Origin of the sequence: Rahnella sp. AA, assembly GCF_002834385.1 — a bacterium.
Lineage (GTDB): Bacteria > Pseudomonadota > Gammaproteobacteria > Enterobacterales > Enterobacteriaceae > Rahnella.
The window spans coordinates 456099-469278 of the sequence record NZ_PITQ01000003.1 but is presented as its reverse complement, the minus strand read 5'-3'; the positions used below and the strand labels follow the sequence as shown (position 1 = coordinate 469278).

Here is a 13180-nt window from a genome sequence, read left to right as displayed (position 1 = left end):
CCGTTTAATTTCATTCATCTAAGACGTATCTTATGCAAAATATGCCTTTGCAGGCGCACTTATGGTTGAAGCTGGTATAATGCGTACCGGAATTTTGGCTGTCTATTTTACGCTGTTAAAAAATAACAAATAGGAATTCGCTGATGAAAGTAACAGTTTTTGGTATCGGTTACGTCGGACTTGTTCAGGCGGCGGTCCTTGCAGAAGTCGGGCACGAAGTCTTGTGTATCGATGTTGATGCAAAAAAGGTCGAAAACCTGAAGAACGGGCAGATCCCCATTTTTGAACCAGGCCTCACTCCTCTGGTCCAGCGTAACTATGAAGCCGGGCGTCTGCTGTTCAGTACCAATGCTGCTGATGGCGTGGCGCATGCCACCGTTCAGTTCATCGCTGTGGGCACCCCGCCGGATGAAGATGGTTCTGCTGACCTTAAATATGTCACTGCCGTTGCCCGCACGATTGCAGAGCATATGACAGAACCCAAAGTCGTTATCGATAAATCAACAGTGCCCGTCGGTACTGCTGATAAAGTCCGCGCAGTGATGACCGAAAAACTGCAAGAGCGCGGTGTTGATATCACTTTTGATGTGATTTCTAACCCTGAATTTCTTAAAGAGGGCGCTGCAGTTGCTGACTGCATGCGACCTGAGCGTATTGTTATCGGTACGGATAATCCGGACGCTATTGATCCGATCCGCGAGCTTTATGAGCCCTTCAACCGTAATCATGATCGCATGATCCTGATGGATATCCGCAGTGCTGAGCTAACCAAATACGCTGCAAACTGTATGCTTGCGACAAAAATCAGTTTTATGAATGAAATGTCAAATCTGGCGGAACTGCTGGGTGCTGATATCGAGAAAGTGCGCCAGGGGATCGGCTCAGATTCACGTATTGGTTATCACTTTATTTACCCTGGTTGTGGTTATGGCGGTTCCTGTTTCCCGAAAGATGTGCAGGCGCTGATTCGCACTGCTGAACACATCGGGTATCAGCCGAAGCTGTTGCAGGCCGTAGAGCAAGTGAATTACCAGCAAAAATATAAATTGCCTGCATTCATCCAGCGCCATTTTGGCGATAATCTGGAAGGGAAAACTTTCGCACTCTGGGGACTGTCGTTTAAACCTAATACGGATGATATGCGTGAAGCATCCAGCCGTGTCTTAATGGAACAGCTATGGGCCGCAGGTGCGAAAATCAAAGCGTACGATCCGGAAGCCATGAATGAAACCCAGCGAATTTATGGACACCGTGACGATCTGGAATTAATGGGCACCAAAGAGTCTGCATTGCACAACGCAGATGCGTTGATTATTTGTACCGAATGGCAAAATTTCCGTGCCCCTGATTTTGATGTAATCAAAAAAGCATTAAAAGCGCCGGTTATTTTTGATGGTCGAAACTTATTCGATCCTGAACGTTTGGAGAAACGCGGATTTACTTACTACGGTATTGGCCGTGGTGCATCAATCAATCCGGTTCTGTAAGGAGATTTCATGAAATATCTGGTAACCGGCGCTGCGGGTTTTATTGGGTTCTATGTGTCACAACGTTTGCTGGCGGCAGGCCATTCAGTTGTCGGTCTTGATAATCTGAATGACTATTATGACGTCAACCTGAAACTTGCTCGTCTTGCCCAGTTGGAAAATAAAGATGGCTTTGAATTTATTAAGCTGGATTTAGCTGACCGTGAAGGCATGGCGGCATTGTTTGCGGAACAACGTTTTGAACGTGTAATCCACCTGGCTGCGCAGGCCGGTGTCCGATATTCAATCGAAAATCCTTTGGCTTATGCTGATTCCAACCTCATCGGGTTTGTGAACGTGCTTGAAGGATGCCGCAATAATAAAGTGGGGCACTTGCTTTATGCTTCTTCCAGTTCTGTTTATGGCTTGAACAAAAAACAGCCTTTTTCAACGGATGATTCTGTTGATCATCCTGTCTCGCTTTATGCTGCGACGAAAAAAGCCAACGAATTAATGGCTCACACCTATTCGCATCTTTATCGACTTCCCACCACCGGGTTACGTTTCTTTACCGTATATGGCCCGTGGGGGCGTCCTGATATGGCCTTGTTTAAGTTTACTAAGGCGATGATTGCGGGTCAGAATATTGATGTTTATAACCACGGTGAAATGTGCCGCGACTTTACTTATATCGATGATATAGCTGAAGCCGTCGTTCGTTTGCAAAATGTTATTCCACAGCCTGATGCCGGATGGACGGTTGAAGAAGGTTCTGCTGCTGGCAGTTCCGCGCCTTATTGCGTTTATAATATCGGCAACAGCAACCCGGTTAAGCTAATGACATATATCAGCGCCTTAGAAAAAGCATTAGGCATTGAAGCCGGTAAGAATATGTTGCCAATGCAGCCTGGTGATGTACATGAAACCAGCGCAGATACGTTGCCGCTATACCATGCCATTGGTTTTAAACCTGAAACGTCTGTTGAACAGGGTGTACAGAACTTCGTTGACTGGTATCGGGGCTTTTATCAGGTGTAATGTGAACCCGTGAGCTTTTCTTAAAGGCTGCCTGGTGCAGTCTTTTTTATTGAATCAGCTAAATCTTATAGATAGTTATAGATAACACTTTATGAGATGTTTCTTAACAGGGTTTTGTATCAGGCAAGGTATTTACTGAGCACTAAAAAAACAAAAAACCCATCGTTATGATGGGTTTCTTAATATTAACATTTAAGTTAATAAGGGCAATTACAGCAGGAAATCGTTCAGTGATTTGCCTTGCTCTTCGATTGCTTTTTTGATTACCGCTGGAGTACGGCCCTGGCCAGTCCAGGTTTTGTTTTCGCCGTTCTCATCGATGTATTTGTATTTAGCAGGGCGTGCTGCACGTTTTGCTTTACCAGTGGCTTTAGTAGCAGCCATAGTTTGCAGCAATTCGTTAGGGTCAATACCGTCAGCAATCAGCATTTCACGATATTGTTGCAGTTTACGAGTACGCTCTTCAATCTCAGCAGCTGCCTGAGAATCTTCTTCGCGACGCTCGTTCACAACAACTTCTAATTTTTCCAGCATCTCTTCCAGAGTTTCCAGAGTGCATTCTCTTGCTTGTGCGCGCAGAGTACGGATGTTGTTCAGAATCTTTAATGCTTCGCTCATTATACTAGTCTCAAATTATATTGGTGGGGGGCGTTTGGCTAATAATAGAATGCTCTTCTGTATTCTGCAATAGCCAATTTGTTTGCCTGACCTTAATTTACGCATTTAATGCAAATAATGTTTCTGCATGAAAAAATATAGGCAGGTCAGTTCACACTATTTATCTGTGGGCGATAACCCTATTTTCAATACACTGTTGACGTCTATTGTGGCTTCACGCAGGCAGTTTTATAAGTATGCGATTGTTCACAAATTAAAGGATAGGTGAAGTTAAGTAATGTAAGGATATGGAAAAGTCTTACTTGTGATGTTGATGTCAGATGTAAAGACTTGGGCACTGGGCTTGCTGTTTCCCCGTTTTTTAATGTATAGACAAATCAATAAATCTGTCATGCCGCCATATAAAATACGCAATTCTGGCGTGCGCCGGGTGCGGTGATAACGAATAATCATCAGTTATTTTTATAATTTTTGATTGTAAGTTTCTGTGATTTTTTTACTAAAATGAATCTCCCCGTGCAGATAAAGGAATCAGTTAGTCATTGTTATAGTCCGCAAGCCCTGTGGTACAATACATGCCGAAAATTTACGCCATCCAATACATAATGAGATCACTCCTTCATGGCTCAGCTTTATTTCTATTACTCGGCGATGAATGCCGGTAAGTCTACCTCGCTGCTGCAATCTTCATATAATTATCAAGAACGTGGCATGCGCACGCTGGTGTTAACTGCGGAATTAGACAACCGTTTTGGTATCGGCAAAGTCAGTTCCCGAATCGGCCTTTCATCGCCTGCCGAGCTTTATAATAAAGGTACTGAACTCTTTAAGCTTGTGGAGCAGGAGAACCGTTCACAGCGTCTGAGCTGCGTTCTGATCGATGAGTGCCAGTTCCTTACCAAAGCGCAGGTATCGCAGCTCACAGACGTTGTGGACGAGCTGGATGTCCCTGTGCTTTGTTATGGTCTGCGGACGGATTTTCGTGGGGAGCTTTTTGAGGGGAGCGAATATTTACTGGCCTGGGCGGATAAGCTGGTTGAACTTAAAACTATCTGCCATTGCGGGCGCAAGGCAAACCGTAATCTGCGTTTGGATGAAAATGGTAAAGCGCTGCACGATGGAGCACAGGTTGTGATTGGCGGCGATGAAAGCTACGTCTCCGTGTGCCGTAAGCATTACAAAGAGGCAATGGCCGCTATCAACATTAAGAATGACTCAACGCCTGCCTGAGGGCGTTACAGGGCTTCTGAAGCGGATCTACCCCTACGCCTCCGGAAAAATAGTGCGGCGAGGTATGTTTTCGGAAATAAAAAACCCGCCTTTCGGCGGGTTTTTTGCTATCAGAATCTCAGCAAGTTATTTTTTGCTGGTTTTCTTCTCAGCTTTAGGCGCTGCAACAACCACTTCTTCTGTAACTTCTTCGCTGAATTCGCGGCCGTAGTAGGTATCCATCAGAATCTGTTTCAGTTCTGCAATCAGAGGGTAACGTGGGTTAGCACCGGTACACTGGTCGTCGAACGCATCTTCAGAAAGCTTATCAACTTTAGCCAGGAAGTCTGCTTCCTGAACGCCAGCTTCACGGATAGACGTTGGGATGCCCAGTTCCGCTTTGATTTCATCCAACCAGTTCAGCAGTTTTGCAATTTTCTGTGCAGTACGGTCACCAGGAGCGCCCAGACCCAGATGGTCAGCGACTTCTGCGTAACGACGACGCGCTTGCGGGCGGTCATACTGACTGAAAGCAGTCTGTTTAGTTGGGTTATCGTTGGCGTTGTAGCGAATCACGTTAGAAATCAACATGGCGTTAGCAAGGCCGTGTGGGATGTGGAACTCAGAGCCCAGTTTGTGAGCCATTGAGTGACAAACACCCAGGAAGGCGTTGGCAAACGCGATACCCGCGATAGTTGCCGCATTGTGAACACGTTCACGAGCCACCGGGTTTTTAGCACCTTCTTTGTAGCTGGCTGGCAGGTTTTCTTTCAGCAATTTCAGCGCTTGCAGAGCCTGACCGTCAGAATATTCGTTAGCCAGTACAGAAACGTAAGCTTCCAGTGCGTGAGTGACCGCATCAAGTCCACCGAAGGCACACAGTGATTTCGGCATATTCATGACCAGGTTCGCGTCAACGATAGCCATATCAGGTGTCAGCGCATAGTCAGCCAGTGGATATTTCTGACCCGTCGCATCGTCGGTCACAACGGCGAACGGCGTGACTTCAGAACCTGTACCGGAAGTGGTGGTGATAGCAATCATTTTTGCTTTCACGCCCATTTTCGGGAATTTGTAGATACGTTTACGGATATCCATAAAGCGTAGCGCCAAATCTTCAAACTGAGTGTCCGGATGTTCGTACAGAACCCACATGATCTTCGCGGCGTCCATCGGGGAACCACCACCCAGAGCGATAATAACGTCCGGTTTGAAGGAGTTCATTTGCTCAGCACCTTTACGAACGATGCTCAGTGTTGGATCCGCTTCAACTTCAAAGAACACTTCAGTTTCAATGCCGTGACCTTTCAGAACGCTGGTAATCTGGTCTGCATAGCCATTGTTGAACAGGTAACGGTCGGTAACGATGAAGGCGCGTTTCGCTCCATCCGTTGCCACCTCTTCCAACGCAATTGGCAGTGAGCCGCGGCGGAAGTAGATTGATTTCGGAAGTTTATGCCACAACATGTTTTCTGCTCGCTTCGCTACAGTTTTCTTGTTGATCAAGTGTTTAGGGCCGACGTTCTCAGAGATGGAGTTACCACCCCATGAACCGCAACCCAGCGTCAGAGAAGGGGCAAGTTTGAAGTTATACAGGTCACCGATACCACCCTGTGAAGCAGGGGTGTTGATCAGGATACGTGCGGTTTTCATTTTGTTGCCAAAATAGTTCACACGTTCTGGTTGGTTGTCCTGGTCTGTGTACAGGCAAGAGGTATGGCCGATACCGCCCATTTCTACCAGTTTCTCAGCTTTGTTTACCGCATCTTCGAAATCTTTAGCACGGTACATTGCCAGGGTAGGGGACAGTTTTTCGTGTGCAAACGGTTCGGATTCGTCAACAACGCTGACTTCGCCGATTAACACTTTGGTGTTAGCAGGAACTTTGATACCGGCCATTTCAGCAATTTTCACTGCTGGCTGACCTACGATGGCTGCGTTCAGGCCGCCATTTTTAAGGATGATATCAGAAACCGCTTTCAGCTCTTTGCCCTGCAGCATGTAACCGCCGTGGGAAGCGAAACGTTCACGAACTGCGTTATAAGCTGAATCAACGACGATAATAGACTGTTCAGAAGCACAGATTACGCCGTTATCGAAGGTTTTAGACATCAAAACAGAAGCAACAACACGTTTGATGTCAGCCGTTTCGTCAACAACAACTGGGGTGTTACCTGCACCTACACCGATGGCGGGTTTACCGGAGCTGTATGCGGCTTTAACCATGCCCGGACCACCGGTTGCCAGAATCAGGTTCAGGTCAGGGTGATGCATTAATTGGTTAGACAGTTCTACACTTGGTTCATCAATCCAGCCGATGATGTCTTTTGGTGCACCTGCAGCGATAGCGGCTTGCAGCACGATATCAGCAGCTTTGTTGGTCGCATTTTTTGCACGTGGGTGCGGGGAGAAGATGATGCCGTTACGGGTTTTCAGGCTGATAAGCGCTTTGAAAATCGCAGTGGAAGTTGGGTTGGTGGTTGGAACGATACCGCAGATCAGGCCGATTGGCTCAGCGATAGTGATGGTACCGAAAGTATCATCCTGACCCAGAATGCCACAGGTCTTTTCATCTTTGTAAGCATTGTAGATATATTCAGAGGCGAAGTGGTTTTTGATCACTTTGTCTTCGACGATACCCATTCCGGATTCTTCAACAGCCAGTTTTGCCAGCAGAATTCGAGAATCGGCAGCAGCTAAAGCGGCGGCAGCGAAAATCTTATCTACTTGCTCTTGACTGAAGTTGGCATATTCGCGCTGTGCCTTCTTGACTCGAGCAACGAGTGCGTTTAGTTCAGCGACATTTGTTACAGCCATAATGCTCTCCTGATAAAGTTAAACTCTTTTAGTAAATAATCTGCCAAAGACTAGTATAGACCTGCTATCAGTCACCGTGAGAAACTAATTAAAATCTTATTTCTCAATGTGTTGTCTTTGCCTCTTTATTTGCTTAAAGAGCTTTCAGTTGTGAAGCACCGGATAAAGCAGATATCTTTTAAATCACCGTTATCACTGAGCGTTTTGCCTTCAAATAACGCTGAGTGACTATGTACTGAGCTTACCTATTTGTAGGCAGTGTTAATTTGATCTGGATCACTAAATACCGATGCTGACACCTTTCAGCAGGATGTTATTGAGAATGATTATCAAATATGCTCATTGATAATACAGTTTAGTAGCTAAAGTTATCAATAAAAAAACTCAATTTTAACAAAAGTCTTATTCACTGCCTTTATTTGGAAATCTGGTGATAAAAACTATGAAACGGCGTGGCGCCTTTACGGGGATTCCAGTACATTAGCGCCCATCAAAACCTTCATCTGCTGGCATAATTGTGCGGAGTTCTGCGTGAGCCAATCTTTATTAGATTTTTCAGGGTATATCAAATTTTTCGTCGGCCTGTTTGCGCTGGTCAACCCGGTGGGGATTTTGCCGGTGTTTATCAGTATGACCAGCTATCAGGCAGCGGCGGGGCGTAATAAGACCAACATGACAGCAAACCTGTCAGTGGCCATTATATTGTCGACTGCGCTTTTTCTCGGCGATGCGATTCTTCACCTGTTCGGGATTTCAATCGATTCTTTCCGTATTGCCGGCGGGATCCTGGTTGTGACGATTGCGATGTCGATGATCAGCGGTAAGCTGGGTGAGGATAAACAGAACAAACAGGAGAAGTCAGAAACCGCAATCCGCGAAAATGTGGGCGTGGTTCCGCTGGCACTACCTCTGATGGCCGGCCCGGGTGCGATAAGTTCGACGATTGTCTGGAGTTCCCGCTACAACGGCTGGCAGAACTTGCTGGGGCTGACCGCAGCAATTATTTTCTTCGCATTTTGCTGCTGGCTTTTGTTCCGTGCTGCACCGTTGCTTGTCCGCCTCTTGGGACAAACGGGCATCAACGTGATTACCCGCATTATGGGGTTGCTGCTGATGTCTCTCGGGATTGAATTTATAGTGACAGGTATTAAAGCTATTTTCCCCGGTCTTCTTTAACCTGCTAGCTGACGGATTATCACGAAATCACTGACAGGTTTTCGTGATAATTATTAAGCGCTCTTATAATCCAATGCATTAATATAGTGCAGCTAATGACTTAAATTAGAACGATTGCACTCAAATGTGGCGCAAATTCGCTTCTCATTGGTCATTTCAACTCAAGCTCTCATTTCCCCTAATAAACTTAGCTATTTTTTAGCTAAAACTCCCTCTTTTATGCCCGAATTGACGTTAATTTATCCACATCATTCTGTAAGGCTTGTACATGCTGTATCGAGATGTTATTAGTGTTAACACAGCAGTTCACAGGCGTTTATCCTTGAAAATATCTGATTGTTGACTGATTGTGTCAGGTAAGTCTTTGAGCAATCCATCGCGCAGATTTGATCATGGATTTTGCTATAAAAGTGTTTTAAAACAATATATTGACCTGCATTTTACACTGAATTGGTCCAGGGCGGATTCAATGTTTGCAATGTGTAAAAGAGAATTACGTAACATATTTGCAAAATTTATTGGCACCATTATCAGGCTTCTGATAATTTTCAAACAGTCTTCAAAAATGGAGTTTTGTTTAGAGCAATGCTCTAAGTGAGAATGAATCTTGCCAGGCACAAAAGATTGAAGCGATTTCATTTGTTTTCGGAGAGTGTCGTGTCGCATTGCGTTCCACAAAATTATCCTCAGTTGCTTTCTGCGATCAGGAAGCCAGGCATTGAGACGACGACATTAAACAACCTGACGTTGACTCTCCCTGTTCAGCAAAACAAATCTTCAGGCTTTTTCTCTTTAATTGATTTTTGAGCGCTTAGCGGCGAAGGATATTCTTTCGCCATAAGCCCGGAAAATAAGAAAATAATATTGTTCAGGTTCGCAATAACAGTATGTGATTACCTGGTTTGCAGCAAAACTCAGTTTTGCCGCGCACGAGGTGAATCAAATGGGGGAGATCTTCCTTAACGATCTCAGAAGCCGCATGGCGCACAACCGCCTGACGCTTCATAGCAACATGCAGTAATAGGGGATAGCCATCGTAAGATGGAGACTACATGGGGGGCTTTTCTTGAGCAATTCGTTCCTGCTTTTGAAACCCATTGACCCAGCAAGGGGTTATCTTGCGCCAGAGCGCGCAAGTTCATAATAAAAACTGGAGTTGAATAACAATGACCAACATCACAAAAAAAAGTCTGCTGGCTGCCTGCATCATGGCATCAGTGGGTGCGATCTCAATTAACAATGCATTTGCAGCAAATGTACCTGCTGGAGTAACGCTGGCAGCGAAACAGGAACTGGTGCGTAACAACGGTTCTGAAGTTCAGTCTCTCGACCCGCACAAAGTCGAAGGTGTTCCGGAATCTAACGTTATTCGCGATTTGCTGGAAGGCCTGGTTAACACCGACAGCAAAGATGGCAGCGTCATTCCTGGTGTCGCAACCAGCTGGGAAAACAAAGATTTTAAAGTCTGGACCTTCCACCTGCGTCCGGAAGCAAAATGGTCCAATGGCGACCCTGTTACCGCAGAAGATTTCGTTTACAGCTGGCAGCGCCTGGCTGACCCGAAAACGGCTTCGCCTTATGAAAGTTACCTGCAATATGGTCATATCGAAAACATCGATGACATCATTACCGGTAAGAAAAGCCCTGATACCTTGGGCGTAAAAGCCCTGGATGATCACACCCTGCAAGTGACCCTGACCGAACCTGTTCCCTATTTCGTAAAAATGCTGTCTCACACTGCGATGAAACCGGTGAACAAGAAAACCGTTGAGAAATTTGGCGATAAATGGACCCAACCAGAAAACTATGTGAGCAACGGTGCATACAAGCTGAAAACCTGGACCGTTAACGAACGTATCGTTCTGGAACGTAGCCCGACGTATTGGGATAACGCAAAAACTGTTATCAATCAGGTAACTTACCTGCCAATTTCTTCTGAAGTTACGGATGTAAACCGCTACCGCAGCGGTGAGATCGACATGACTTACAACAACATGCCGATCGAGTTGTTCCAGAAACTGAAAAAAGAGATCCCGACCGAAGTTCACGTTGACCCATATCTGTGTACTTACTACTACGAAATCAACAACCAGAAAGCCCCGTTCACTGATTCACGCGTACGTGAGGCACTGAAACTGGGTCTGGATCGCGACATTATCGTGAATAAAGTAAAAGCGCAGGGCGATCTGCCAGCTTATGGCTACACCCCTCCTTACACTGATGGTGCAAAACTGACCCCTCCGGCCTGGTTCAAAGAAACGCAGGAACAACGTAACGAGCAGGCTAAAAAACTGCTGGCCGAAGCGGGCTACACTGCGGCTAAGCCTTTGACCTTTGACTTGTTGTACAACACTTCTGACCTGCACAAAAAACTGGCTATCGCTGCCGCTGCTATCTGGAAGAAAAACCTGGGTGTTGACGTGAAACTCGTTAACCAGGAATGGAAGACTTTCCTGGACAGCCGTCATCAGGGTAACTTCGATATCGCGCGCGCGGGCTGGTGTTCTGACTACAACGAACCTTCCTCTTTCCTGAACACAATGTTGTCTGATAGCAGCAACAACACGGCTCATTATAAGAGCGCCGCGTTTGACAAAGACATTGCAGACACTCTGACCGTGAAAACTGACGAAGAACGTGCCGCGCTTTATCAGAAAGCTGAAACTCAGCTGGATAAAGACTCTGCGATCGTTCCTGTCTATTACTACGTGAACGCACGTCTGGTGAAACCATTCGTTGGCGGTTACACCGGTAAAGATCCGCAGGATAACGTCTACGTCAAAGATCTGTACATCATCAAACACTAATCCATCAGTGTACGGGCAGGGCATCCCCGAGCTGCCCTGCTCATTATATTTTTGATGAAGGTCATGTTTTTAATACCGAATTTCGGTACTAAAGCAAAGAGCCACCACGACGGGCATCTTCTGATGGCCGTCGTGACCAAGCCAAAACTATCAAGCTGTAGTGACAGGCTTAGAAACAGGTACGGGCAATGTTAAAGTTTATTTTACGCCGCTGTCTGGAAGCGATTCCGACGCTATTCATTCTGATCACCATTTCATTTTTTATGATGCGTCTCGCACCGGGCAGCCCTTTTACGGGTGAGCGTAATCTTCCACCAGAAGTGATGGCGAATATTGAGGCGAAATATCACCTCAATGACCCAATGTATAAACAGTATTTCCACTATTTAGAACAACTGGCGAAAGGCGATTTTGGCCCGTCGTTCAAATATAAGGATTACACCGTTAATGATCTGGTTGCCGCTTCTTTCCCGGTTTCCGCGAAACTGGGTCTGGCTGCATTTATCATGGCGATTGTGTTTGGCGTAAGTGCGGGAGTTATCGCCGCGCTGAACCAGAATACCAAATGGGACTATACGGTGATGGGCGTTGCGATGACCGGGGTGGTTATCCCCAGCTTCGTGGTAGCGCCGTTACTGGTACTGATATTTGCCATTACGCTGAAATGGCTGCCGGGTGGCGGCTGGAATGGCGGAGGGGCTAAATATATGATCCTGCCGATGGTGGCACTTTCACTGGCTTACATCGCCAGTATCGCGCGTATCACCCGTGGTTCTATGATTGAAATTCTGCACTCCAACTTCATCCGCACAGCACGCGCAAAGGGCTTACCACTGCGTCGCATCATCCTGCGTCACGCACTGAAACCCGCGCTGCTGCCGGTATTGTCTTACATGGGGCCTGCGTTTGTTGGGATCATTACCGGCTCGATGGTTATCGAGAGCATTTTCGGATTGCCGGGCATCGGCCAGCTGTTTGTCAACGGTGCATTAAACCGTGACTATTCACTGGTTCTGAGCCTGACCATTTTAGTGGGCGCATTAACCATTTTGTTCAATGCGATCGTCGACGTGCTGTATGCCGTCATCGACCCGAAAATCCGTTATTAATGCCGGAGCACGTCAATGATGTTAAGTAAGAAAAATAGCGACGTCGTGGAAAACTTCAGTGAAAAACTGGAAGTTGAAGGCCGCAGCCTGTGGCAAGATGCCCGGCGCCGTTTTATGCACAACCGTGCAGCGGTAACCAGCCTCATTGTGCTGGCATTTATCGCGTTGTTTGTAGCATTTGCGCCCATGCTGTCTCAGTTTGCCTATGATGATACCGACTGGAATATGATGTCCGCGGCACCCGATATGGCTTCACACCACTTCTTCGGTACTGACTCATCAGGCCGTGATCTGTTGGTGCGTGTGGCTATTGGTGGGCGTATTTCCCTGATGGTCGGTGTGGCCGCAGCGCTGGTGGCAGTGATCCTCGGCACATTGTATGGATCTTTATCCGGCTATCTGGGTGGAAAAATAGACTCCGCGATGATGCGACTGCTGGAAATCCTCAACTCTTTCCCCTTCATGTTCTTCGTTATCCTGCTGGTGACGTTCTTCGGGCAAAATATCTTGTTGATCTTCGTGGCGATCGGGATGGTGTCCTGGCTGGATATGGCGCGTATCGTTCGCGGCCAGACTCTCAGCCTGAAACGTAAAGAATTCATCGAAGCCGCGTTGGTGAGTGGTGTGAACACGCGCAATATCGTCTTGCGTCATATCGTTCCTAACGTGCTGGGTGTTGTCGTTGTCTACGCGTCACTGCTGGTGCCAAGCATGATCCTGTTCGAGTCCTTTCTGAGCTTCTTAGGTTTGGGAACGCAGGAACCGCTGAGCAGCTGGGGCGCGTTGCTGAGCGACGGTGCCAACTCGATGGAAGTTTCACCCTGGTTGCTGCTGTTCCCTGCAGGTTTCCTGGTTGTCACTCTGTTCTGTTTCAATTTTATCGGCGATGGCCTGCGTGATGCCCTCGACCCGAAAGATCGTTAAGGAGTGCAACCATGAG

General features: G+C 46.7%; 9 protein-coding genes. 7 read left to right on the top strand and 2 right to left on the bottom strand.

The features are described 5' to 3' along the window. Positions 1–143 precede the first annotated feature (143 nt). A complete protein-coding gene (locus CWS43_RS10680) occupies positions 144–1487 on the top strand; it encodes a UDP-glucose/GDP-mannose dehydrogenase family protein (RefSeq protein WP_101076916.1) in 1344 nt (447 codons plus the stop codon). Positions 1488–1496: 9 nt separating this feature from the next. Continuing rightward, the gene (locus tag CWS43_RS10675; protein ID WP_101076915.1) at positions 1497–2504 is read left to right on the top strand and encodes an NAD-dependent epimerase; all 1008 of its coding nucleotides are present in this window, start codon (positions 1497–1499) and stop codon (positions 2502–2504) included. Positions 2505–2714: 210 nt separating this feature from the next. On the opposite strand, the gene hns is transcribed toward CWS43_RS10675, so the two are convergent. Next, complete coding sequence (gene hns / locus CWS43_RS10670) at positions 2715–3122, bottom strand: histone-like nucleoid-structuring protein H-NS (RefSeq protein ID WP_101076914.1); 408 nt, start codon at positions 3120–3122, stop codon at positions 2715–2717. Positions 3123–3743: 621 nt separating this feature from the next. Here hns and CWS43_RS10665 point away from each other — a divergent pair. Then, positions 3744–4352, top strand: a complete 609-nt coding sequence (locus CWS43_RS10665) for a thymidine kinase (RefSeq protein ID WP_101076913.1) — start codon at positions 3744–3746, stop codon at positions 4350–4352. 126 nt (positions 4353–4478) lie between these two features. Here the strand turns inward: CWS43_RS10665 and adhE are convergent, their stop codons facing one another. Next, the gene (adhE, locus tag CWS43_RS10660) at positions 4479–7148 is read right to left on the bottom strand and encodes a bifunctional acetaldehyde-CoA/alcohol dehydrogenase (RefSeq protein ID WP_101076912.1); all 2670 of its coding nucleotides are present in this window, start codon (positions 7146–7148) and stop codon (positions 4479–4481) included. A 531-nt stretch (positions 7149–7679) separates the two neighbouring features. On the opposite strand from adhE, the gene CWS43_RS10655 reads away from it, so the two are divergent. The 4 genes from CWS43_RS10655 to oppC all read left to right on the top strand — a co-directional run bounded on the left by CWS43_RS10655 (position 7680) and on the right by oppC (position 13164). Further along, positions 7680–8324, top strand: a complete 645-nt coding sequence (locus CWS43_RS10655) for a YchE family NAAT transporter (protein WP_101076911.1) — start codon at positions 7680–7682, stop codon at positions 8322–8324. 1166 nt (positions 8325–9490) lie between these two features. Next, entirely contained in the window at positions 9491–11131 is a 1641-nt protein-coding gene (gene oppA, locus CWS43_RS10650; protein WP_101076910.1) for an oligopeptide ABC transporter substrate-binding protein OppA, read from the top strand. A 188-nt stretch (positions 11132–11319) separates the two neighbouring features. Further along, positions 11320–12240: an oligopeptide ABC transporter permease OppB gene (gene oppB, locus CWS43_RS10645; RefSeq protein WP_013575945.1), complete on the top strand. Its 921-nt coding sequence runs from the start codon at positions 11320–11322 to the stop codon at positions 12238–12240. 15 nt (positions 12241–12255) lie between these two features. Beyond that, positions 12256–13164, top strand: a complete 909-nt coding sequence (oppC, locus tag CWS43_RS10640; protein WP_101076909.1) for an oligopeptide ABC transporter permease OppC — start codon at positions 12256–12258, stop codon at positions 13162–13164. Positions 13165–13180: the final 16 nt, after the last annotated feature.